The organism is Bifidobacterium asteroides, from assembly GCF_019469425.1.
GTDB lineage: Bacteria > Actinomycetota > Actinomycetes > Actinomycetales > Bifidobacteriaceae > Bombiscardovia > Bombiscardovia asteroides_I.
Map to the genome: position 1 here is coordinate 856,367 of NZ_CP048272.1, position 21,693 is coordinate 878,059.

Consider the following 21,693-nt stretch of genomic DNA (forward strand, 5'->3'; position numbering starts at 1 on the left):
AAACTCTCAGTCGGCGGCTAGAGGTGCGGTTTTGGCTTTGAGGACACGTATCAGATCCCTCGGGTCCAACCCCAGGCTGATGCCGCGCTTGCCGCCGGAGACCATGATGGTGTCAAACTCTAGAGCGCCCTGGTCCAGCACTGTCAGGTGCTGGGTGCGTTGCCCGAAGGGCGAAATGCCGCCCAGGACGTATCCGCTCTCTCGCTCGGCCTGGGCTTTGTCGGCCATGCGGGCCTTCTTGGCGCCCACGGCTGCTGCCAGGTGTTTGAGGTTCAGATGGCCAGTAACTGGAACAATGCCGATAACCCGTTCCTTGCCCGTGTCGGCCATCAGGGTCTTGTAAACTATGCGCGGGTCCAGGCCCAGCTTTTTGGCGGCCTCGATGCCGTACCCCTGGTCCATGTGGTCGGCGCTGTGATGGTACTCATGGATGGTGAAGGGGACTCCCAGACGCTCCAGCTGGGCCATGGCCGGGGTCGCGGCATCCGAGTCCGGCCGCTTCTTCTTGCTCATGACTCCATGTTAAGGTACTGACCGTTTAGGTAGGCTGAGGGGGTGTTTTTGGCGCCCTTGCGTGGAAAGGATAGTCCATGACCGCTGTCAATGCCTGGCTGCTTGATGCGGTGACTGGTGGCTGGGGGCTGGCTGTGCTGTTCCTGGCCGCCTTCCTGGATGCGCTGATCATTCCCATACCCACGGAACTCATGGTTCTGGCTACGGCTTCAGCCTTTCGAGCCTCGGGACGACCCCTGCCCGTCCTGGTCTTTCTGGTATGCGCCCTGGCCTTTGCGGGCGGCGATGCTTGCGCTTATGAGCTGGGGCGGCTGGTCCCGCTGAACCGTCTGGCCGTCTTCCGCGGTGCCGCAGGCAAGGCTGTGGCTTCATGGGCACACCGGGCCCTGCTCCAGGGAGGAGGCTTCTTCACTCTGGCCTCGCGGTTCGTGCCCTCGGGCAGGACCGTGGTCAATCTGACTGCCGGGGCGGCGCGATATCCGCTCAGCCGTTACCTGCCTCTGGCTGCTCTAGCCGGTCTGCTCTGGTCCGTCTACATGTGGACCTTGGGGTACATGGCATCCTCCTGGCTGAAGAACAACCCTTTGGCCGTCATGGCCATCGGTTTTCTGGTGGGCATGGTCATCGGCCTGGTCTGCGACTTGGCCATGCGGGCGCTTACCCGGAGGCGCTGACTACGACAAGGGGCCCGCCCCCGCATGGGAACGGACCCGAAATCGCTATGGCCGGAGAAACCGGTCTGATGCTCAGTCGCCCAGTTCGGCGAAGTAGAGCAGGGTGCGGATCATGTTGCTGGTGAACCCGTACTCGTTGTCGTAGAAGGCGACGGTGCGGACCAATTGATCATCGCCGTGGGTGTTGACGTCAGTCTGGGTGGCGTCAAAGACACCGCCGTGAGTGTCGCCGATCACATCCGAGGAGACGATGCCCTCGTCGTTGTAGCCGTAATAATCAGTGCCCTCGAAGGCCTTCTTGGCCGCAGCGTTGATCTCGTCGACGGTGACCTTCTTGTCCAGGACGGTGGTCAGCTCGGTGACGGAGCCGGAGGGGACAGCCACACGCTGGGCATGTCCCTGCAGCTTGCCGTCCACAGAGGGGACGACCTTGCCGATGGCCTTGGCAGCGCCAGTGGAATGCTCGATGGTATTGATCGCTGCAGCGCGTGTGTTGCGGGGCTTGTTGCCCTTGGGGCCGTCCAGCAGCATCTGTGAGCCGGTATAGGCATGGATGGTGGTCATGTAGCCGATGCGGATGCCGAAATTGTCATCCAGCATCTTGACCATGGCGGCCATGGAGCCTGTCGTGCAGGAGCCTGCCGAGATGATCTTGTCAGAGGCCTTCAGGGTCTCCTGGTTGACTCCGTATACGACGGTGGGGGTGGTATCGTCCTTGGCGGGGGCGGAGATCAGGACCTTCTTGGCGCCTGCGTTCAGATGGGCCTGGGACTTCTCGGCCGAGGTGTAGAAGCCGGTGCACTCCAGAACGTAGTCCACGCCGTCGTTCTTGACCCAGGGGATGTTGTTGGCATCCTTCTCGGCGTAGACCGGGTACGCCTTGCCGTCCACCACAATGGCGGTGTCGGTGGAGGTGACCGAAACCGGTGTGCCGTCGTCGTGGCGGAAGTTGCCCTGGGTGCTGTCATACTTGAGCAAATAGGCCAGAATGGCCGGGGTGGTCAGATCGTTGATGGCGGCCACCTCGATGTTGGAGGCGTCGCCGCCGCGGGCCTGGAGCTCAAAGATGCGCCGGAAGGCCAGACGACCGATACGTCCGAATCCGTTGATGCCAATCTTTACTGTCATTCAATTCTCCCTTGGAGATTGGCCGTATACAGCACAAAAAATACCGGACCGTATATGGCCGATTACTGATAACATCTCATAGTTTATAGAACCCTGTGTACTTATAGCAAGCGATTGCACTGGTTATGCAAAGGAAAAAACGAACAAACAAAATGGTAGGTTTTGTTGTTTGTTTGCACAACAAAACGATCAGGAATTGTGAGGATTTTCGTTCGTATCAGCCAGCCAATCCTCCCACTGCTGCTGACGGAATCCAACCAAAACATGCCGGCCATCCAGCAGGATGGGACGCTTGACCAGCATGCCGTCGGTCGACAGCAGCTGCAGAGTCTGCTCCGTGTCCATCTGCGGCAGGCGTTTGCTCAGTCCCTGGCTGCGATAAGCCTGGCCTGAGGTGTTGAAGAATCGTCGGACGGGCAGGCCGCTCATGTCCAGCCAGGCGGTGAGTTCCTCCTGGGCGGGGCGGTCCTCCTTGATGTCTCTGTCGGTGAAGTCCACATTGTGGTCACGCAGCCAGGTGCGGGCCTTGGCGCAGGTGGAGCAGCGGCTGTAGCAGATGAAGAGCGGGTGCCGGGCTGTCGGGGTCGCTGACTGCGTGGTTGAAGCAGCTGTCATGCATTTTCCTTTCCAAATGGAGTTCCAGGTCAAAAGAGGCTCAGGCCAGTCGCCGGGAGGGCCGGGTCTCCAGGGAGCCCAGGTCAGCCTTGGCTTCCAGGCTGGTGATCCAGACCGGCTCGGGCGCCGAGATGGGGTAGGTGACGAACATGGTTCCCTGCTTCAGGGCTATGTGGGCCGGTCTGCCGGGCAGGAACTCGTTGCTGACACCAGTCACTTGCTGGTTGGTCATGGTCATGCCGTCCGTCTGGTATTTGAGGCCCTGCTCGACCACGCCCAGAGCCTGGTCATCGGCAGCCAGGACGGAGACCATGGACCTGGGCGGGCAGTCCCAGGCGGGGAAGTCCAGGCTGCCAGGGCCAAGGGCCGTGACCAGCATTCCCTGGCCCCAGAGTTCGGCCCGGCCCCCGCTGGCGGCGATCAGATGGATCAGGTTCAGGTTGGCCAGCGTGTGGTCCATGCGCCCGCCCAGGCCACCATATATAAGGAACCGTCGGCAGCCCCGCTGCCAGCCCACCTTGGCTGCAGCCATCAGGTCGGTGTCGTCCTTCTCGGCAGGAAGGACCCGGCGGGGGATGTCTGTACGCAGTTTTCGGCTCCCGGCGGGCAGGGAGTCGAAGTCGCCCACGACCAGTTCGGGTTCGTCCCCGTGCTCCAGGGCCGGCTCCAGTCCGCCATCCGCCGCGATAACCAGAGCCTGTCCGCCGCGTGCCTTTTCTTTGCCGAAGTACTGTCCTGCGCCCCAGATTCGGCAGAGAGGCACCTGGGCTGATTGACCGTCATTCTGCATAAGAGTCTTCTTCCTGCGTTCGTCCCTTTGAGGCGCCCCCATCATCCCAGACCAGCCAGACCGACCAGGAAGGTCAGCCAACCCTGCACCAGGGCCATGTAAGTCAGGGTGCCGCAGGCGATGCTGACCATCATGTTCCTCCATCGCAGGTGAGCCAAGGCCGTGACCAGCAGGGCCAGGGCCTCGTAGAGCCCGTGATCGCCACTCACCAGGTTGGTGTGCCTCAACGAATAGACCACCAGCAGTCCCATGACGGCGCCGGGCAGCAGACGCCCCAGCCTGGTCACCAGGGCCGGTGGCCGACGCCCCTCCGGCCAGATTATGAAGGGCAGGAATCTGGTGGCCATGGTTGCCAGGACCACAATGCCTATGGTGATCAGTTGCTGCGCGGTTGTCATGAGGCCTCCTTTTGTCTGTGGAAGTCCAAGAGGATGAAGATGGCCAGGATGGCCACCATGGACGGGATGATGAACCGGTCGGGTCCGAAGACCAGCAGACAGGCCAGAGAGGCCAGCAGACCGATCAGGGCAGGCAGGCGGGCCTCGGCCTGCCGCCACTGCTCCAGAAAGAGGACCAGGAACATGGCGGTCAGCACGAAATCCAGCCCCCTGGTGTCGAAGCTCGCCAGGTTGCCTAGCACAGCGCCCAGGGTGGCGCCGCCCACCCAGTAGATTTGGTTGAGCAAGGTGACAAAGAACAGGTACCAGCCCTTGTCGGTCCCGGCTGGGTGAGGATCGGCGGACTCCAGGGCAAAGGTCTCGTCGCACATGCCGAAGATCAGGTAGGGCTTTTTTCGGCCTGTCCCACGAAAGACCGGCAGCATGGCCAGGCCGTAGAAGAGGTGCCGTGCGTTGACCATCAGGGTCAGCATCAGCGCGCCCCAGGGATTGAAAGTGGACATAAGCAGGTCCACGGTCACGAACTCCATGGACCCGGCGTAGATCAGGGCGCTCATGGCCAGTGGGTAGACCACCGGGAATCCTCGGCTGGTCATCAAAAAACCGTAGGAGATCCCCAGCACCAGGAATCCGGCCATGATGGGCAGAGTCCGTGGGAAGGCCGCGGCTAGGGAGCCCAGGATGGTTCCGGAAGGCTTCGCGACTTCGCCTGCCTCTTCCTGCGTCGTCTGCATGACCCTCCTCCTGACGTCGTTTCAAAGATGGTCAGCAATGATAATCGCCCTTTGCTCCGCAGATGCAGGCTGGTCGACAATGTGAGAAGGCTGTCAAGAGGCGAGAGAAACGGAATAGGCGCTCTCCCGCTCCTGTTGAATGCGGAGACATGCACCGGCATGTGAGGAGGAATCATGGATAAGAACAAGATTTCGACCAACAACCCGGCCACGGTCGTTCTGGCTGGGGGATGCTTCTGGGGCATTGAGCGGTTCTTCCAGGAGGTGGATGGGATCATTGACACCCAGGTGGGATACGCTCAGTCCATTGAGCCCGATCCCAGCTATGAACAGGTATGCAGCGGCGCCACCGACGCTGTGGAGAGCGTGCGATTGACCTATGACCCCCAAGTTGTCAATCTGCGGACCCTGACTCTGCTCCTGCTCGACCTAATCGACCCCTTCTCCGTGGATCGGCAGGGCAACGACCGAGGCAGGCAGTACCGCAGCGGCCTTTACTGGGATCCCGAGCATCGCGAACAGGAGGAGCCCGTCTTCCGGCGTGCCCTGGATGAGCTGGAGCGCAGGACAGGCCGTCATCCCGCTGTGCAGGTGGAGGCTCTGATCAACTTTTATCCCGCCGAGCAGGCCCACCAGGACTATCTGCTCAAGAACCCCGGCGGATACTGCCACATCCCTCTGGAGGCTATCGCCAGCGCCGCCTCCCGCCAGCGCTACATCGAGCGCATCTGGTCCCTGGATCCCGAAAGCTACGAGGTGACCCAGCACTCCGCCACCGAGCGGCCCTTCGCCAACGCCTACGACGGGGAGTTCCGCCCCGGCATTTACGTGGACGTGGTCAGCGGGCAGCCGCTCTTCTCCTCGGCGGACAAGTACGACTCGGGCTGCGGATGGCCGGCATTCACCAAGCCTATCGACCCCGACTTGCTGACCAATCGCAAGGACTACAAGCTGCTGGGCCGGCCCCGGATCGAGGTGCGGACGGCACAGACCGGCATCCATCTCGGGCATGTCTTCGATGACGGACCGGCCGACCGTGGCGGGCAGCGCTACTGCATGAACTCCGCCGCCCTGCGGTTCGTGCCCCGGGATCGGATGGAAGAGGAGGGCTACGGGGACTATTTGCCCCTGGTGGACGGGGCGACCCGCTGACGATTCCTCTTCCAATGGCGTGCCAGAGCCTCAGCAGAGGCTCCGGCACGAGCCAAGTGCAGAGCCATCGTCTTTTGGGTCTATTGTGGACTTGCTGATGGCTTGATAGGGGGTCATATCAATGTGCGGAATAGCCGGGTTCGTCAGCGATGCCACCGCCGAGGAAAAGACGGATGTGCTTAAGCGGATGACGGATATCATAGCTCACCGCGGCCCTGACAATGAAGGCCATTTCGTCGATGAGCGGGTGGCCATGGGATTCCGTCGCCTGAGCATCATCGATCTGCAGGGGGGCGACCAGCCCATCTTCAATGAAGATTCCTCCATGGCCATCACCATGAACGGGGAGATCTACAACTACCGCGAACTGCGCCGCCAGCTGATCGACCTTGGCCACACCTTTTCCACCGAGTCGGACACCGAGGTCATCCTGCACGGCTACGAGCAGTGGGGCCACCAGGTGGTCAACCACCTGCGGGGCATGTTCGCCTTCGTCATCTGGGACCGTGGCCTCGGCGAGCTTTTTGGGGCCCGGGACCATTTCGGCATCAAGCCCTTCTACTACGCCCAGATGGGCGGCACTTTCATGTATGCCTCGGAGATCAAGAGCCTGTTGCAGCATCCGGACTTTCGCAAGGAACTCAACGCTCAGGCTCTGCGCCCCTACATGACCTTCCAATATTCGGCCCTGCCCGAAACCTTCTTCAAGGGGGTCTTCAAGCTTCCGGAGGGTCATTGGTTCACCTTTCGTGACGGTCAGATGAGCATCCGCCAGTACTACGACCCGGCCTTCGGCGAGAGCAGACAGAGCCTGAGGGATCTGGTCGACTCCATCGATCGAACTGTCCAGGATTCAGTCAAGGCCCACCAGGTGGCTGACGTGGAGGTGGGCTCCTTTCTCTCCTCAGGGGTGGACTCCAGCTATGTGGCCGCCTTGGCGCGCCCCCGGCGCACCTATTCGATCGGCTTCGGCAAGGGCACCTACAACGAGTGTGACCAGGCCGGCGAGCTGGCCTCCATGCTTAAGCTCAACAACACCGCCGAGTCCCTGGACGGTGATCAGGCCTTTCGCTACTTCCCCCAGATCCAGTGGTACATGGATGAGCCGGATTCAAACCCCTCCTGCGTGCCGCTCTTCTTCCTTTCCGAGCTGGCCAGCCGCGATCTGCGCGTGGTTCTGAGCGGGGAGGGCGCCGACGAGCTTTTCGCCGGGTACGTCGACTACGGCGTGCACACACGATCGCGCATCATCAAGGATGCCACCCGTCTTCTGGGCAGGCTGCCTCGCAAGGCCAGGTATGCCATCGGCCGTTGGGCCAAAGGCAAACACTTCCACGGAGCCTGGCACCTGTATGCCAATCTGGTCCCTGCCGAGGAGAGCTTCATCGGCCAGGCCAGGGTCTTCGACGAAGACGAGGCCGGCAGACTGCTCAGGCCGCCCTACCGCGAGGCTCCCCGGGTCTCTGAGATCACTGGGAGGATTTACGCCCGGATCAAGGGGAGCGGCCTGTCCGAGATCAAAAAGAAGCAGTATCTGGACATGCATCTGTGGATGCCCGGAGACATCCTTCTTAAGGCTGACAAGATGACCATGGCCCACTCCCTTGAGCTGCGGGTGCCCCTGCTGGACCGCAAGCTGATGTATGTGGCCGAGAAGGCGCCCACCAAATACCTGATCACTGATCAGAACACCAAGTTTGCCTTCCGCAAGGCCGCCAACCGCCATATTCCCCGCGAGTGGTCCGCCAGGGAGAAGCTGGGCTTCCCTGTGCCCATCCGGGATTGGCTGCATCAGGAGCATTACTATCGTCTGGTCCGCAGTATGTTCGAGCAGGAGTGGGTGGCTGAATTCTTCGACCAGGAGTGTCTGCTGCGCATGCTGGACGACAATTATGCCAAACGCAACGACGCCCGCCGCAAGATCTGGACCGTGTACTCCTTTCTCACCTGGTATGACGTCTACTTCGTCCACGATGGGACCAAGCCAGAGCTTCAGGATCCAGGACAATAACGCGGTACCCTTGAATACAGCTTGAAGAGCTGGATAGGGGGTACCCTCCATGGCTTTACGCCCTGATGTCGCCAGAGGCAGGATGGCGGATGCCGCTGAACTCTATTGGGTGCACGGCATGAAAGTTGCTGCCGTTGCAAGAGAGCTTGATGTGTCCGCATCAACGGTCTCACGTCTGTTGTCTGAGGCGAAACGCCGCCACATCATCGAATTCACCATCAATCGCCAGGAGGACTCGGCGCTCGAGCTGAGACATCACCTTGAGGAGAAGTTCCATATCCACGCAGTTGTCGTGGGTACTGGTGAGATATTGGATGCCACCAGGCGAAGGGTTGCCGTAGGGGATGCCGCTCAATCGCAGATCTGGAAGATGGCCAATTCCGATATGGTCATCGGGGTGGCGTGGGGTCGTACTACAGAATCCCTTTCCCTTCAGCTGATACCGAAGCACCTATCGGGTGTTGAGATTCTGCAGCTTCATGGTTTCGGGAATACGCTTTCCTTCGGGGAAAATTATTTTACTCAGATTCTCACTCGCTTCGGCACTGCATATGACGCTCAAGTTCATTTGTTCCCTGCTCCTGCCATCTTCGATTCCAGTGAAACCCGTGAGATGATGTGGAAAGAGACCAGCATTCGTCAGATGCTGGAATTGCGGCGTTCCCTGGATCTGATCATAACCTCTGTTGGCACCCCGTACGGGGCCACGCCCAGTCCTTTGTTCGGTTCGGGAGTGCTGTCCCGTCATGATCGCGAAGAGCTCAACCGTGAGCATGTAGTAGGGGACGTGACTTCCACCTTCTACCGCAGCGACGGCAGCATGCGTGATTTGGCTATCAACAAGAGGTCGACTGGACTGAGCCGAGAGGAGTTGCTCAGGGTGCCGACCCGTCTGTTCATCGTAGCCGATGAAAACAAGGTTCAAGCCTTGACTACGGCTCTTAATGCCGGCTTGGTTACTCACCTGGTCGTTGACCAGACGACGGCAGCACATCTGGTCCGGCAGTAGGCGGGATTGCTCCACCAGCAAATACAGGCGTGCATTGTGGCATGGGCTGATCGACCTGTTCGATGCAAACTATATCCAAACGCTTGGCAGTTCATGCAGCATGTCGTTTTCATGTGATTCACATTCCAATAAATACCTAATAAGTGAAAATATTTGCAAAAATATCTGGTATTCGATGCGCGATATCACCATTTATGCGTAAAATATTCGCTTCTAGTGGGCGTTTTTGCTATTACTGAAAGTGCCGTGAGGGATGGCGATGTCCTGAAGCGGATCTGAAAAACAGAAGAGCCCAGTGTCATGCTCCTGGGCTCACCACCTTTCCGGGTGAAGATCTCGGGGACAGAGAGGAATGCGCACGATGGCGTGTCGGATTGATGATGTCGGTGAATTCGCAACGGAATCGATCAGAGGATTCGTCCAGGCCAATCCTGGATATGTCAAGGCATGCCCAGGCGGCGTGATTCGTCCAACACGTTCCAGGGATAATCAGGTTGCGCTGGTAATTGGCGGAGGCATGGGACACTATCCGGCATTCGCGGGACTCGTGGGGCCAGGCATGGCTCAGGCGGCCGTGCAAGGCAATATATTCGCATCTCCGTCCGCCAGGCAGGTTGTTGACGTTTGCCGTCGAGCCGATCAAGGGCGAGGCATAATCCTCATCTTCGGCAACTACGAAGGAGATCGGCTGAATTTCAACCAGGCTGCACGCACGCTTCGTGCTGAAGGCCATGATGTACGGGTTCTGCCGGTTACCGATGATCTGTATTCCGCCCCTCCAGATCGAATCCAGGAACGCCGGGGCATAGCGGGCGATATGGCGGTTTTCAAAATCGCTGGAGCTGCCTGTGCGGCGGGAATGGACCTGGATTCTGTGGAGGCCTTGGCTATGCGTGCCAATGCCTGCACACGAAGCTTGGGTGTGGCATTTTCCGGGTGCACGCTGCCCGGGTCGGACAAACCACTGTTCAGCGTCCCTGAAGGCCGTATGTCGCTAGGGCTCGGAATCCATGGAGAGCCTGGAATCGGCCAAACAGATCGGCCTACTATCGACGGTTTGGCGGATCTGCTGGTCCGACGTCTCATGGATGAAAGACCCGTGGATCGTCAAATGCATGAGGCGCATGTGGCTCCCATTCTTAACGGCTTGGGCGCCCTTAAGTCCGATGAGCTCTTTGCGGTATACGATGCTGTCCAGCGACGTCTGTCACAGCTGGGTCTGCGACTGATCCAACCTCTGGTGGGGGAGTTTTGTACCAGTTTTGACATGAACGGATTGTCGCTGTCCTTGTGCTGGCTGGATGAGGAATTGGAGCCTCTTTGGTGTGCTTGCGCGGAGACGCCGGCTTTGCACCTGGGCGATCGTACAGATGCAAATCAGACGGATATAGATGCTGAAATGTCTGTGCAGGAGGATGGTCCGACTGAAAAAGAACAGCAGGCCACTCCGGAGTCAAAACAGGCTGCTCAAAGCATGGCCAGAATCATGCAGACTGTGATGCAATGCGTTGACGACAATGTGGATTATCTGGGACGGATAGATGCAGTGGCGGGTGACGGGGATCACGGACTCGGCATGCAGCGCGGTGCTGAAGCAGCCTCAAAAGCTGCAGATGAAGCAATTGCAACTGGGTCCGGCTGCCGAACTGCATTGAAGGAAGCCGCTGAAGCTTGGGCCGATAAGGCAGGCGGCACGTCAGGAGCGCTCTGGGGCGAATTGCTGGCATCCCTAGCAGGTCATCTCTCTGATTCATCGAGACCTGGCAAGGAGGAGATTGCAGAGGGCTGGCGCGACGCTGACAAGCATCTTATGGAGTTTGGCGGGGCGAAACCGGGAGACAAGACCATGGTCGATGCCGTGCATCCTTTTGTGCAAGCTTTTGCGAGTTGCGGGGACTCGCTGGCAAATACGTGGAGTCACGCTGCAGAAGCCGCTCGCCATGGGGCTGAGGAGACAGCCGATATGCTTCCCAAGAAGGGTCGCGCGAAAGCCCATGGCAGCAAGGATCTGGGTACTCCAGACCCAGGAGCGATCTCATTTGCCATGATTGTCCAAGCCGTAAGCCCCTTACTTAAGGATTTGGCCAGCGAAGAACAGTGCAATGCCGACAAGGCGGTGCTCTCATGAGCATGGCCGTGATCAATAAGCCAGTGATTGCCACTTGCCTGAATGGAGCGCCTCTGCAAGGAGCCGACGGTAGATCCATGTCCGAGGCCGACCCAAGCGATTGGGCCAAGGTTTTCACAGCGATAGCAGCTGCCGGTTTCCATTACGCCGAACTGTCGGATGCCTGGATCAGGCCGGCGGACATGACCCCTGCAAGGAGGCATGAACTGGTGGAGACTGCACGAAGCTGCGGGGTTGAATTGCCTTCCTTGCATGTGCAGCGCGCCAGCGTCATACAGCCGGGAATCGGGCAGAGCAATTTGGCTTATGCGCACGCCAGCATTGACGCTGCGGCAGAGATGGGCATGAAAGTCTTTTCAACCGGACTGCATCAGCCCTTGAGCCCCTCGCAACGCAAGGCCTTTTGGTTCTGGCTGGGACAAGGTCCGGTAGATCCGCCTGACGACCCTGAACGCTGGCAGACTGCGGTGCGCAGAATCAGAGAGCTGGGCCGGCATGCCAATGGCGCAGGAATGGTCATGTCTTTGGAGATGTACGAGGACACCTATTTGGGCCGCGCTGACTCCGCCGTTCATTTCGTATCCGAAGTAGGCCTGCCCAACGTGGGTCTCAATCCTGACGTAGGCAACCTGGTACGTCTGCGCCGGCGGATCGATGATTGGCGCGAAACCTATCGGAAAACGCTTCCATATGCGGTTTACTGGCATCTGAAGAACTATCAGCGCGACGAAGCCCCTGACGGTTCCTGGCATGTTGCTATACCCACAACCTTGCGTGACGGCATCATCGATTACCGTTGGGCGGTCCATTATGCCCAAAGCTGCGGATACCAGGGCATGTTCATCTGTGAGCACTACGGGGGCGATGTCCTGTCTGTCTGCGCTCACAACGCTGGATACCTGCAGAAACTACTTTCCCGGCCGTGACCTTCGAAACGATGAACCTATCGGTCAATGATTTGGGGAAATAAACCAACACCATATCCAACAAAGGAGTACATATGAGTGCAAATGCATCAACAAAACCGCGTATTGCCATGACATTCGGCGATCCGGCCGGCATTGGCCCTGAACTTGGCGTCAGACTGCTCGCTGATCCCAAAAACCGTAAGTCCGCCGACATCTATGTTTTGGCTGACAGGGTTGAGGTGGAGTCCGCGGCCGAGAAGGCCGGCCTCGAAGTCCCCATTGCTGGTCAGCCTAATGATGATGCGGTAGCCGTTCTCGACGATCATTCGCTACCTGAAACCGCTATCCCCGTCAAGCAGACGTCCAAGGTAGCCGGCGAGCGCGCACTGCATCAGCTCAGTCGTGGACTTGATCTAGCGCGCGATGGCAAAATTGAAGCCATGGTTTTCATGCCGCTGAACAAGACCAGCCTGCACCTGGGCGGCATGAACGAGCTCGACGAACTCCGTTGGTTCGCCAAGAAACTGGGATTCAATGGGTTTACGAGTGAAATCAATATCATTCCAGGATTGTGGACTTCAAGGGTGACCAGTCACATGGGACTCAAGGACGTGCCGGGCCGTATCACCAAGGATGGTGTGGTCAGCGCAATCACTCTGCTGCACAACTTGCTGCATGACTCGGGCATAGCAGAACCCCGCCTTGGTGTTTGCGCTTTGAACCCCCATAATGGCGAGAACGGCATTTTTGGCCGTGAGGAGATCGATATCATTCGTCCCGGTATCGAGCAGGCTCGGCAGGCCGGTGTCAACGTGGATGGGACCTATCCGGCTGACACCATATTTATTGGCGCCAAGGACAGGTATGACGGTGTCGTTACGATGTACCACGATCAGGGCCAGATCGCTATAAAGCTGATGGGCTTTGACGGTGGAGTCACTGTCCAAGGCGGTCTTCCTGTCTTCATAGATACGCCTGCGCATGGAACGGCATTCGATCTGGTTGGTCAGAACAAGGCCAACATCACCTCAAGCCAGAATGCCTTCAACATTGCCTGCGCCATCGGATCAAGCAGGGTCAATCGCTGATCGTCAAGATCCTGCCGGCGGTCAGGCGAAAGAGGTCGACAACGGATGTCATCCGCTTCCCTGACTGTTCGACGTGCCCCGGCATCCTTATGGCTCCGGGGCCATCTTTTGGTCATACATTCAAGGAAAGAGTGTCATGCTTCCAGTTCTCAGCGGCATTGCCGCCATCATTGTTTTAATAGTTTTGATTGTGTACTGCAAACTACATCCCTTTGTGGCGCTCATCATCTCATCTTTGTGCCTTGGTTTGGTCAATGGCCTGGGCACGGAGAAGACCGTCAAATCCTTTACTACGGGATTCGGTTCTCAGCTGTCCACCACCGGTATCGTGATAGGTTTGGGAGCCATTATCGGTGGGATGCTCGTCAGCAGCGGCGGTGCCGAACGAATAGCCAGCGTGATCGTGGGCAAGAGCAAGAAAGCTCTGATCCCCCTTGCCGTAGGTCTGGTGGCTTTGATCATCGAATTGCCCAATTTGTTCGAGGTCACTTTCGTGCTCCTTATCCCAATTGTGTTCTCTGTGGCTAAGAGGACTCATACCAGTGCGCTTTACGTAGCCATACCTATGGCAGCCGGTATGATGACCGCCCATGGTCTGCTTCCTCCCGGCCCTGCTACCGTCATCGGTGCGGGCGCAATCGGGGTGGACCTCGGGTTGGTTTCCATGATCGGCATCGTAATCTGCATTCCTGTGTTCGCGGCCGGTGTCTGGCTGTTCCCCAAGCTCATGCAACGGTATTACCTTCGCTATCAGGTAAGCGACGGCTCTGAGTATGCCACCAAGGACGACGCCCTGGCACAGGCCCCTAGCATGCTCAAATCGCTGCCTTCGGTTCTGCTGGCCCCAATTCTGCTGATCATCGGCACCATCGGCAAGGCGGTCTTCTCCAAGGGCTCCGTCGGTTATGTGATTACGCAATTCTTTGGAAATGCTGTAGTCGCCTTGCTGCTGTCGGCCCTGTACGCGCTGATCTTCTTGGGGCTCGGTTCGGGCATGACCGCCAAGAAAACATTGAGTCAGAGCAAGACCAGCCTAAAAGGTGTGGTCAATGTTCTGCTGATCATTGGCGCAGGCGGCGGCCTTAAGGAAATGCTGCAGAGCACTGGTCTGAGCGATCAAATAGCGACAACCACGGCCAAGTGGGCCATTCCCACCGTTCTGCTGGCCTGGCTGATCGCCGCGCTCTTCCGAGTTGCTCTTGGGTCTGGCACGGTCGCTGTGGCGGCTGCAGCGGGCATCGTTGCTCCGATGGTTGCGCAAGCTGATGATTTGCATAAGGCGCTGGCTGTTCTAGCCATCGCCGTAGGAGCCATGATCTTCTCTCATGTAAATGATGGCGCCTTCTGGCTCTTCCAGGAGTATCTGGACATGACAGTTCCTCAGACCTTGAAGACATGGAGCTTCCTGGTGACTGTCCAATCGGTGGCGGGTCTGATTGCTCTGCTGCTGGTGGATGCCGTCCTAGGCATTGTGGTATAGGCCGCTAGCCCGATAAGTCGATATTCGAGATTCAAGGAAAGGTGAAAGATAATGAGACTGGCGTTCGGAGCCGATCCTAATGCTGCAGGGTTGAAGAATGTGCTTATGGAGGAGGCAAGACGCCTGGGTCACGAGGTGATCGATTTTCCTACTGATGATCCAATCTACGCCAACGTGGCCATTGTCCTTGCGCAGTCTGTGGTTCGGGGTGAAGCGGATCGAGGCGTCCTGCTTTGCGGGACGGGTTTAGGCGTTTCGATCTCGGCCAATAAGGTGCCGGGAGCCTATTGCGCCTGCGTATCGGACATATATCAAGCCGAGCGTGCACGCCGCAGCAATGATGCGAACATCATCGCCATGGGTGCTCAGGTTCTGGGACCCGAAACAGCCAAATGCCTGTTAAGGGCTTATCTGGCCAGTGAGTTCGATCCTGATTCCAGAAGTGGCCCAAAGGTGGCGCGCATCCGTCAATTTGAGCTTCATCAGCAATGATGAATCCGTGGGCAGCAGACAGTCAATTTTCATTGCGCTAAGTGGGGAAGATGAACAAGCCGATTGTGGCCATAAGCCTGAAGATGTATTTTACAAGGAAACAGACACTGGCATATTGTCGACGATTAGCCGATCTTCTCAATGCCGCAGCCCTCCCGCTGGACAAGGTGACCATGGCGGTTCTGCCGGATTACCTTACGGTGGAGCAGGCTGGACAGGCTCTGCTGTCCGCGGATGTTCATCTCGGCATTCAGGATGTATGCGATCAAGACCGTGGCCCGTTTACTGGGGAGGTCTCGCCCCTGGATGCTTTTGACCTGGGTGTGACCGTGGCTGAAGTGGGTCATGAGGAACGCCGTCGCATGTATGGGGAAGATGATGAACTCATCGGGCGAAAGGTTCGTGCATGCTGGCGCAATGGGTTGACACCCCTGCTGTGCGTGGGCGAGCTCATCAACCAAGGGCCTGACGCGGCCGCTGATTATTGCTTAAAGCAGATTGAAATGGGACTGGGTGAGAAGCCTGACCTTCCAGCCTGGATTGCATATGAACCGGTCTGGGCCGTCGGGGCTTCCAGCCCTGCTCCAGTTGAATACGTTCGAAAGGTATGTTCGATTATCAAAAATGAGCTTGGTTTCAAATGCCGCAATCTGTCGCTCATATATGGAGGGGCCGCTGCTCCGGGATTGTTGACTGAGCTTTGGCCGACGGTCGATGGGGTGTTCCTAGGTCGTTTCGCGCATGATCCTGCTGCTTTTCTGGAAGTGGTGAAAGAGGCCTGGCGCTTGGTCAGCCAGGACTCGTAGGATCAGGTCGGTCGGAGTTGACCGCTCATCGGCGTTGTGCTAATATATCACTCGGCTTGAGAAATCAAGAAAGCGGGTGACCCACCTGGAAGTCTCTTATGACTTCGGGTTCGAGAAGTGGCGGTGCTCTGTTGTGTTTTACAGAATCGCTCATGAATGCGAAAGCGCGTCGTTTGCAGCGATGGTCTTTTCGCCTGGACTCATGTGGATTGGCTGCAGGCAGTGGATGTTGTGGTATTTGAGAAGGAGTCATCATTAGCGACGAACCAAGGATTAACGACGATATACGAGTGTCTCAGGTACGCCTGATCGGGCCCAACGGCGAGCAGGTGGGAATCATTGCGACCTCCGTCGCCCTCAACCTGGCCAAGGAGGCCAACCTTGACCTGGTCGAGGTTGCACCCAAGGCCAAGCCTCCGGTCGCCAAGCTCATTGATTACGGCAAGTTCAAATACAACGAGAAGATCAAGGCTCGTGAGGCGCGCCGCAACCAGAGCATGTCGGAGATCAAGGAGATCCGCTTCAGATTGAAGATCGACGACCACGACTTCGAGGTCAAGGAGGGGCACGTGCGCCGCTTCCTGTCCGCCGGAGACAAGGTCAAGGTCACTATCATGCTGCGTGGGCGCGAGCAGTCCCGGCCCATCGGCGGCGTGGAGCTCCTGCGCAAGCTGGCTGACGACGTCGCGGATCTGGGCTCCATCGAGTTCGCCCCCAAGCAGGAGGGGCGCAACATCATCATGACCCTGTCGCCTAAGGGCAAGAAGGTCCACACCCAGTCTGAGCAGCGTCGGCGGGGTGGCCAGGCCCGTGCCGAGCGCAAGGCCCGCCAGGCGGCCCATCTGGCTGCCAAGGCCGACGAAAAGGAGACTGCTGGCTCCAACAATACTTCTCCCAAGCAGATGAAATCCAAGGAGGGCAGCAATGCCGAAGATGAAAAGTAACTCCGCCGCATCCAAGCGCGTTCGGACCACGGGTTCGGGCAAGCTCATGCACGCCGGGACCGGTATGCGCCACAATCTGGAGCACAAGTCGGCCAAGAAGCGTCGTCACCTGTCCACTGACGAGGTGCTCGCTCCGACCCAGTCCAAGAATATGAAGAGGATGCTGGCCCGCTGAGCGGGTGCCGTCGCGTCGAGTGAGATTTTAGAAAGCTGAGGAATATCTATGGCACGAGTCAAGCGGGCAGTCAACGCGCATAAGAAGCGTCGGGTCGTTCTGGAACGGGCGTCAGGCTACCGTGGCCAGCGCTCCCGTCTCTACCGCAAGGCCAAGGAGCAGCTGCTTCATTCATATACATACAACTTCCGGGACCGCAAGGCCCGCAAGGGCGACTTCCGCAAGCTGTGGATCCAGCGCATCAACGCCGGATGCCGCGCCCAGGGAATCACCTACAACCGCTTCATCCAGGGTCTGCGTCTGGCCGGTATCGAGCTGGATCGCCGCGCCCTGGCCGATCTGGTCGTCAACGACATCGACACTTTCAACGCCATCGTGGCTGAGGCCAAGAAGGCCTTGCCTGCCGATGTGAACGCTCCGGTCGCTGCCTGATCAGCGGACCTGGCCGCCACGTTTCAAGAACCTCGCCTTTCGCGGGGTTCTTTGCATATTCGACCATTCCTCAGGGGGACGGTAAGTTGATTGGCGACAATGATGCCGGGAGCCGCCATGAACGACAACCACAGCCTAGATGCATCGGCCGTCTCGGCAGAATCTCCAGAATCAGCAGGCGCCGCGATCAATCAGTCACGGCCCGTCCCTCGGCTGCGGGTCTTTCTCTAGGCGGCGGAGTTCTTCTCTGGCATGGCTGCCAGGCCGCCCAACCGGGGGCCTCCCGCCTGCTGGCTCCTTACCTCTCGTCCTCCCAGATCGTATGGACCATCATGATCACCTGGCTCTGGGTGCCTTGGGGGGCACTGGGCCGACAGGAATCCTGATTCGGACAGGCTCTACCTGTGCATTATGGCCGCGGCCATCTGGACTGCCCTGATCATCCTGATTTCGGGACTGCTGATCGTGACCGTCTCCACCAACCTCCTTGTCCCGGCGGTCACCCGTCAGCGCTACGACCTCATCATGGTCGATGCCTATCAGGACATCACCATACCCTTCCAGATGAGCTCCACCGAGTTCTTCACCATGGTCAGTAACCACCTGAATCCGGGCCCGGTCATGATGGTCAAAATGAACTTGACCGATACCATCACCAGGGAGGCCGGCCCCTACCGACGGTTCCTTTGGCAAGAGGGATCCAGAGGCTGGTTCGGGGGTCCCTTGAACGGTCCGATTGGGTCTTGAGCGCGTTGGGAGCATGGAAAAGGAAACGGGGCATTAGAATATGGCCAAAGAACAGCGCTGATGAAGAGAACCGGAGGGTAAGCGGGAGTGGACAGTGATCATCAGGAGGGGATGACAGCCCTGTTGGATCAGTTCCTGGCCTACACCGGTCTGGAACGGGGTCTTGCCCCGGCCACGGTCAAGGCCTATCGGTCCGATCTGAACATGTACATCCGCTGGTTGTCTGGTAGGGGCATCACCAGCCTGGGGCAGATCCAAACCGCCGATGTGGAGGGCTTTCTGGCCCATCTGGCCGACGAGAGTCCAGCCAGCCGCTCACGCAGGATGGCTGCCGTCCATGAGTGGCACCGGTTCGCCCTCAAACAGGGTGTGACCGACCAGGATGTCTCCCGCACCGTCAAGGCTCCCAAGGGCACCTCGGCCCTGCCGGACGTGCTGGATGTGGATCAGGTGACCCGGCTGCTTGATGTGGCCGCCATGGGCGGGTCCAAGGATCCGGTGGTCCTGCGGGACAAGGCCCTGCTGGAATTCATGTACGCCACCGGTTGCCGGGTCTCGGAGGCCGTCGGCACCGACCTGGAGGACATGGACTTGGGCGAGCGGGTGGTTCGTCTGACCGGCAAGGGCGACAAGCAGCGTCTGGTGCCCATGGGTTCCTACGCCTGCCAGGCCATGCAGGCCTATCTGAATCTGGGTCGGGCCACCCTGTGCAGTCGGGCGACCAAGGGCAGGGAGCTGCGGGCCGTCTTCCTCAACAAGCGGGGCAAGCGGCTGACCAGGCAGACGGTCTGGCAGGTGGTCAGGGATGCCGGCCGCCGGGCGGGTCTGAACAGGCCCCTGCATCCCCACACGCTGAGGCACTCCTTCGCCACCCATCTGCTGGAGGGAGGCGCTGATGTGCGTTCAGTCCAGGAGCTGCTGGGCCATGCCTCGGTGACCACGACGCAGATATACACACACGTCAGCCCCCAGGCCCTGATGGAGACCTACCAGACGGCCCATCCTCGCGCCCGTTGACCCGCCAACCCGCGAATGCGGTCGGAAACTTGATAGGGTAGAGGCATGCCTACGGATTTGTTAGGGCGCGAGTATGAGACGTTCGCTGCCCCGGAGCCTTTGAAACAGCACGGCCCGGCCCGTGTCCTCGCCATGTGCAACCAGAAGGGCGGCGTGGGCAAGACGACCTCATCGATCAACATCGCCGGGGCCATGTGCCAGTATGGGCGACGGGTGCTGATCGTGGACTTCGACCCCCAGGGCGCGGCCACCGTGGGTCTGGGTATCAATGCCAACAGCGTGGACAACACCATTTACACCGCCATGTTCGACACCTCCTTGGATGTTCACGAGGTGGTCCGGCACACCCGTTTTGACGGTCTGGACATCATTCCGGCCAACATCGATCTGTCGGCCGCTGAGATTCAGCTGGTCACCGAGGTCGGCCGGGAACAGGCCCTGGCGGCCACCATCCGTCCCCTGCGGCAGGAGTATGACGCCATCATCATCGACTGCCAGCCCTCGCTCGGTCTGTTGACCGTCAACGCGTTGACCGCTGCGGACGGTGTCATCATTCCCGTGGCGGCCGAGTTCTTCGCCCTGCGCGGCGTGGCCCTGCTCATGCAGTCCATTGAGAAGGTCCGCAGCCGCATCAACCCTGACCTGCAAATCTACGGGGTGCTGGTCACCATGTACACCAAGACCCTGCATTCTGATGAGGTGCTTCAGCGCATTTACGAGGCCTTCAAGGGCAAGGTGCTGCACTCCATCATCAGCCGGTCCATCAAGCTGCCCGACGCTACGGTGGCCGGCGAGCCCATCACCATGTTTGCCCCCGAGCACAAGACCGCCAAGGAGTATCGGGAGGTCGCCCGGGAACTGATCGCCCGTGGCATCGTGGCGTGAGCGGATCAGCGGACGGCTTCGCCGTCGACCTGGATGTCTACCAGGGACCCTTCGACCTGCTGCTGGGTATGCTGGCCAACCGAAAGCTCACCCTGACGGAGGTCTCCCTGGCCTCCATCACCGGGGAGTTTCTGGACTATGTGCGCACCCTGGACTTCAGTCAGGGACTGGACCAGGCGAGCGCCTTCCTGGATGTGGCCTCGGTGTTAGTGGAGGCCAAGAGCGCTGCCCTCTTGCCTGTGGAGGACGAGTCCATGCGCGACCAGGCCTCGATGGATGCACTTCGGGAGCGTGATCTGCTCTTCGCCAGGCTGCTGCAGTACCGGGCCTTCAAACAGGCGGGGCAGGACTTTCGAGCCAGGCTGGCCGCCAACTCGGGCCGCTACCCGCATCCTGGCCATCTGGAGCCTCAGCTGGCTCATCTGCTGCCTGATCTCGTCTGGACCCTGAAACCAGAGGATCTGGCGCTGCTCTGCGCCAATGCCCTGGTCAACGCTCCGGCCCCAGAGGTTCGTCTGGACCAGCTGCACGTGCCCCTGGTCGACCTGAACAAGGAGGCCGACCAGGTTCGCCAGGCCCTGCTGGAACAGCCTGGTCAGCCGGTGGCCTTCGCCGATCTGGTCGCCTCCTCCAAGGGTCGGGCGCAGGTGGTGGCACGATTCTTGGCCGTGCTGATCTTCTTCAGGCAGGAGCTGATCCAGTATCGCCAGGATGGCCCCTACCAGCCGCTCTACCTGCGCTGGATAGGACAGACCCAGGAGCCGGAAACGGCCTTGATCAGTGAGGGGGACTTCGCATGAGCCAAACCTCGGCTCCCGATACCCGTCCCGAATATGTGGACTTCGACGTGCAGGACTTTCCCGGCGGACTGGCCGCCTGTCTGGAGGCCATCTTGGTGGCCACGGACCGACCGCTGACTGCAGAGGACTTCTCCCGGGTGCTGGCCGTGGATCCTGACCCGGTCAATGCCGCCCTGGAATCGTTGGCTGAATCCTATAGCGACCGAGGATTTGAACTGCGTCGGACCGCCCGGGGCTGGCAGCTGACCAGCCGGGCCGCCTACCAGCTTGTGGTGGCGGCCTTCGTCAAGGACGGCCAGACGGCACGCCTCTCCCAGGCGTCCTTGGAGGCCCTGGCCATCGTGGCCTACCGCCAGCCCATGACCCGTGCTCAGGTGGGCCAGATCCGCGGGGTCAACTCCGACGGGGTCATCCGGGCCCTGCTGGTGCGCGGCCTGGTTCGTGAAGAAGGCCTGGACGAGCAGACCCATGCCGCCCTGCTGGTCACCACCGACCTCTTTCTTGAGCGGATGGGACTGCAATCCTTGGAGGATCTGCCCTCCCTGGCTCCATTCCTGCCCGACGAGGACTCGGCCCTGGCCCAGGCTCGCCAGGAGCTGTCCGGCCAGCTCCAGTCCCCGGATCCGGCACATGGCTCGACCCAGGGCGAGGAGCAGTGAACGCCTGTCACACAAGGCGGTTACACTTGTCTCTGTTTGTCCAGTTCCGGGACCACGCCAGCCGGCAGACAGGCCGGCAGGGCATGGATAGCATTCACGAGAATGAGG

Annotated in this window: 24 protein-coding genes; 18 read left to right on the top strand and 6 right to left on the bottom strand. The window is 59.4% G+C overall.

Annotated elements, in window-relative coordinates; translation table 11 throughout:
* Window positions 1-6: 6 nt before the first annotated feature.
* A complete protein-coding gene (gene ybaK / locus GYM67_RS03240; protein ID WP_220237102.1) occupies window positions 7-513 on the bottom strand; it encodes a Cys-tRNA(Pro) deacylase in 507 nt (168 codons plus the stop codon).
* 77 nt (window positions 514-590) lie between these two features.
* On the opposite strand from ybaK, the gene GYM67_RS03245 reads away from it, so the two are divergent.
* The gene (locus GYM67_RS03245; RefSeq protein ID WP_220237103.1) at window positions 591-1,187 is read left to right on the top strand and encodes a DedA family protein; all 597 of its coding nucleotides are present in this window, start codon (window positions 591-593) and stop codon (window positions 1,185-1,187) included.
* Window positions 1,188-1,259: 72 nt separating this feature from the next.
* Here GYM67_RS03245 and gap read toward each other — a convergent pair whose 3' ends face one another.
* The 5 genes from gap to GYM67_RS03270 form a co-directional block, all read right to left on the bottom strand.
* Window positions 1,260-2,315, bottom strand: a complete 1,056-nt coding sequence (gene gap, locus GYM67_RS03250) for a type I glyceraldehyde-3-phosphate dehydrogenase (RefSeq protein ID WP_220237104.1) — start codon at window positions 2,313-2,315, stop codon at window positions 1,260-1,262.
* A 189-nt stretch (window positions 2,316-2,504) separates the two neighbouring features.
* Window positions 2,505-2,930 (bottom strand): arsenate reductase family protein, encoded by a 426-nt coding sequence (locus tag GYM67_RS03255; RefSeq protein WP_220237105.1) that lies wholly within the window; start codon window positions 2,928-2,930, stop codon window positions 2,505-2,507.
* Window positions 2,931-2,970: 40 nt separating this feature from the next.
* Window positions 2,971-3,720, bottom strand: a complete 750-nt coding sequence (locus tag GYM67_RS03260) for a thiamine diphosphokinase (RefSeq protein ID WP_220237106.1) — start codon at window positions 3,718-3,720, stop codon at window positions 2,971-2,973.
* A 41-nt stretch (window positions 3,721-3,761) separates the two neighbouring features.
* Window positions 3,762-4,118, bottom strand: a complete 357-nt coding sequence (locus GYM67_RS03265) for a branched-chain amino acid transporter permease (RefSeq protein ID WP_220237107.1) — start codon at window positions 4,116-4,118, stop codon at window positions 3,762-3,764.
* On the bottom strand, window positions 4,115-4,852 hold the full coding sequence (locus tag GYM67_RS03270; protein ID WP_220237108.1) for an AzlC family ABC transporter permease: 738 nt from the start codon (window positions 4,850-4,852) through the stop codon (window positions 4,115-4,117). The genes GYM67_RS03265 and GYM67_RS03270 overlap by 4 nt, the downstream gene beginning before the upstream one ends.
* A gap of 174 nt (window positions 4,853-5,026) precedes the next feature.
* Between GYM67_RS03270 and msrB the strand changes: the two genes are divergently transcribed.
* The 17 genes from msrB to scpB all read left to right on the top strand — a co-directional run bounded on the left by msrB (window position 5,027) and on the right by scpB (window position 21,585).
* Entirely contained in the window at window positions 5,027-6,004 is a 978-nt protein-coding gene (gene msrB, locus GYM67_RS03275) for a peptide-methionine (R)-S-oxide reductase MsrB (RefSeq protein ID WP_220237109.1), read from the top strand.
* A 121-nt stretch (window positions 6,005-6,125) separates the two neighbouring features.
* Complete coding sequence (gene asnB / locus GYM67_RS03280) at window positions 6,126-8,015, top strand: asparagine synthase (glutamine-hydrolyzing) (protein WP_220237110.1); 1,890 nt, start codon at window positions 6,126-6,128, stop codon at window positions 8,013-8,015.
* 82 nt (window positions 8,016-8,097) lie between these two features.
* Window positions 8,098-9,024 carry a sugar-binding transcriptional regulator gene (locus GYM67_RS03285; protein WP_220237111.1) on the top strand — a complete coding sequence of 309 codons (927 nt, stop codon included), beginning with the start codon at window positions 8,098-8,100 and terminating at the stop codon, window positions 9,022-9,024.
* A gap of 361 nt (window positions 9,025-9,385) precedes the next feature.
* Entirely contained in the window at window positions 9,386-11,152 is a 1,767-nt protein-coding gene (locus tag GYM67_RS03290; RefSeq protein ID WP_220237112.1) for a dihydroxyacetone kinase family protein, read from the top strand.
* On the top strand, window positions 11,149-12,078 hold the full coding sequence (locus GYM67_RS03295) for a sugar phosphate isomerase/epimerase family protein (RefSeq protein WP_220237113.1): 930 nt from the start codon (window positions 11,149-11,151) through the stop codon (window positions 12,076-12,078). Before GYM67_RS03290 ends, GYM67_RS03295 begins: the two co-directional genes overlap by 4 nt.
* A gap of 74 nt (window positions 12,079-12,152) precedes the next feature.
* On the top strand, window positions 12,153-13,148 hold the full coding sequence (locus GYM67_RS03300; RefSeq protein WP_220237114.1) for a 4-hydroxythreonine-4-phosphate dehydrogenase PdxA: 996 nt from the start codon (window positions 12,153-12,155) through the stop codon (window positions 13,146-13,148).
* Between the two features lie 136 nt (window positions 13,149-13,284).
* The gene (locus GYM67_RS03305) at window positions 13,285-14,628 is read left to right on the top strand and encodes a GntT/GntP/DsdX family permease (RefSeq protein ID WP_220237115.1); all 1,344 of its coding nucleotides are present in this window, start codon (window positions 13,285-13,287) and stop codon (window positions 14,626-14,628) included.
* Between the two features lie 51 nt (window positions 14,629-14,679).
* Entirely contained in the window at window positions 14,680-15,120 is a 441-nt protein-coding gene (locus GYM67_RS03310) for an RpiB/LacA/LacB family sugar-phosphate isomerase (RefSeq protein WP_220237116.1), read from the top strand.
* A 50-nt stretch (window positions 15,121-15,170) separates the two neighbouring features.
* Entirely contained in the window at window positions 15,171-15,926 is a 756-nt protein-coding gene (locus GYM67_RS03315) for a triose-phosphate isomerase family protein (protein ID WP_220237117.1), read from the top strand.
* Window positions 15,927-16,177: 251 nt separating this feature from the next.
* Window positions 16,178-16,870, top strand: a complete 693-nt coding sequence (gene infC, locus GYM67_RS03320) for a translation initiation factor IF-3 (RefSeq protein WP_110417009.1) — start codon at window positions 16,178-16,180, stop codon at window positions 16,868-16,870.
* Complete coding sequence (rpmI, locus tag GYM67_RS03325; RefSeq protein WP_015021617.1) at window positions 16,851-17,045, top strand: 50S ribosomal protein L35; 195 nt, start codon at window positions 16,851-16,853, stop codon at window positions 17,043-17,045. The genes infC and rpmI overlap by 20 nt, the downstream gene beginning before the upstream one ends.
* A 48-nt stretch (window positions 17,046-17,093) precedes the next feature.
* On the top strand, window positions 17,094-17,477 hold the full coding sequence (gene rplT / locus GYM67_RS03330; RefSeq protein WP_015021618.1) for a 50S ribosomal protein L20: 384 nt from the start codon (window positions 17,094-17,096) through the stop codon (window positions 17,475-17,477).
* Window positions 17,478-17,888: 411 nt separating this feature from the next.
* Complete coding sequence (locus tag GYM67_RS09235; protein WP_258561563.1) at window positions 17,889-18,224, top strand: hypothetical protein; 336 nt, start codon at window positions 17,889-17,891, stop codon at window positions 18,222-18,224.
* Between the two features lie 111 nt (window positions 18,225-18,335).
* Window positions 18,336-19,241 carry a site-specific tyrosine recombinase XerD gene (gene xerD / locus GYM67_RS03340; protein WP_220237118.1) on the top strand — a complete coding sequence of 302 codons (906 nt, stop codon included), beginning with the start codon at window positions 18,336-18,338 and terminating at the stop codon, window positions 19,239-19,241.
* Window positions 19,242-19,286: 45 nt separating this feature from the next.
* On the top strand, window positions 19,287-20,126 hold the full coding sequence (locus GYM67_RS03345; protein ID WP_015021621.1) for a ParA family protein: 840 nt from the start codon (window positions 19,287-19,289) through the stop codon (window positions 20,124-20,126).
* On the top strand, window positions 20,123-20,926 hold the full coding sequence (locus tag GYM67_RS03350) for a segregation and condensation protein A (RefSeq protein WP_220237119.1): 804 nt from the start codon (window positions 20,123-20,125) through the stop codon (window positions 20,924-20,926). Before GYM67_RS03345 ends, GYM67_RS03350 begins: the two co-directional genes overlap by 4 nt.
* Entirely contained in the window at window positions 20,923-21,585 is a 663-nt protein-coding gene (scpB, locus tag GYM67_RS03355; RefSeq protein ID WP_220237120.1) for an SMC-Scp complex subunit ScpB, read from the top strand. Before GYM67_RS03350 ends, scpB begins: the two co-directional genes overlap by 4 nt.
* The last annotated feature ends 108 nt before the right edge of the window (window positions 21,586-21,693 follow it).

Bases quoted from the DNA above. Each gene is read 5' to 3' on its own strand.
- ybaK (WP_220237102.1), bottom strand. From the start codon at position 513: ATGAGCAAGAAGAAGCGGCCGGACTCGGATGCCGCGACCCCGGCCATG.
- GYM67_RS03245 (WP_220237103.1), top strand. From the start codon at position 591: ATGACCGCTGTCAATGCCTGGCTGCTTGATGCGGTGACTGGTGGCTGG.
- gap (WP_220237104.1), bottom strand. From the start codon at position 2,315: ATGACAGTAAAGATTGGCATCAACGGATTCGGACGTATCGGTCGTCTG.
- GYM67_RS03255 (WP_220237105.1), bottom strand. From the start codon at position 2,930: ATGACAGCTGCTTCAACCACGCAGTCAGCGACCCCGACAGCCCGGCAC.
- GYM67_RS03260 (WP_220237106.1), bottom strand. From the start codon at position 3,720: ATGCAGAATGACGGTCAATCAGCCCAGGTGCCTCTCTGCCGAATCTGG.
- GYM67_RS03265 (WP_220237107.1), bottom strand. From the start codon at position 4,118: ATGACAACCGCGCAGCAACTGATCACCATAGGCATTGTGGTCCTGGCA.
- GYM67_RS03270 (WP_220237108.1), bottom strand. From the start codon at position 4,852: ATGCAGACGACGCAGGAAGAGGCAGGCGAAGTCGCGAAGCCTTCCGGA.
- msrB (WP_220237109.1), top strand. From the start codon at position 5,027: ATGGATAAGAACAAGATTTCGACCAACAACCCGGCCACGGTCGTTCTG.
- asnB (WP_220237110.1), top strand. From the start codon at position 6,126: ATGTGCGGAATAGCCGGGTTCGTCAGCGATGCCACCGCCGAGGAAAAG.
- GYM67_RS03285 (WP_220237111.1), top strand. From the start codon at position 8,098: ATGGCGGATGCCGCTGAACTCTATTGGGTGCACGGCATGAAAGTTGCT.
- GYM67_RS03290 (WP_220237112.1), top strand. From the start codon at position 9,386: ATGGCGTGTCGGATTGATGATGTCGGTGAATTCGCAACGGAATCGATC.
- GYM67_RS03295 (WP_220237113.1), top strand. From the start codon at position 11,149: ATGAGCATGGCCGTGATCAATAAGCCAGTGATTGCCACTTGCCTGAAT.
- GYM67_RS03300 (WP_220237114.1), top strand. From the start codon at position 12,153: ATGAGTGCAAATGCATCAACAAAACCGCGTATTGCCATGACATTCGGC.
- GYM67_RS03305 (WP_220237115.1), top strand. From the start codon at position 13,285: ATGCTTCCAGTTCTCAGCGGCATTGCCGCCATCATTGTTTTAATAGTT.
- GYM67_RS03310 (WP_220237116.1), top strand. From the start codon at position 14,680: ATGAGACTGGCGTTCGGAGCCGATCCTAATGCTGCAGGGTTGAAGAAT.
- GYM67_RS03315 (WP_220237117.1), top strand. From the start codon at position 15,171: ATGAACAAGCCGATTGTGGCCATAAGCCTGAAGATGTATTTTACAAGG.
- rpmI (WP_015021617.1), top strand. From the start codon at position 16,851: ATGCCGAAGATGAAAAGTAACTCCGCCGCATCCAAGCGCGTTCGGACC.
- rplT (WP_015021618.1), top strand. From the start codon at position 17,094: ATGGCACGAGTCAAGCGGGCAGTCAACGCGCATAAGAAGCGTCGGGTC.
- GYM67_RS09235 (WP_258561563.1), top strand. From the start codon at position 17,889: ATGGCCGCGGCCATCTGGACTGCCCTGATCATCCTGATTTCGGGACTG.
- xerD (WP_220237118.1), top strand. From the start codon at position 18,336: ATGACAGCCCTGTTGGATCAGTTCCTGGCCTACACCGGTCTGGAACGG.
- GYM67_RS03345 (WP_015021621.1), top strand. From the start codon at position 19,287: ATGCCTACGGATTTGTTAGGGCGCGAGTATGAGACGTTCGCTGCCCCG.
- scpB (WP_220237120.1), top strand. From the start codon at position 20,923: ATGAGCCAAACCTCGGCTCCCGATACCCGTCCCGAATATGTGGACTTC.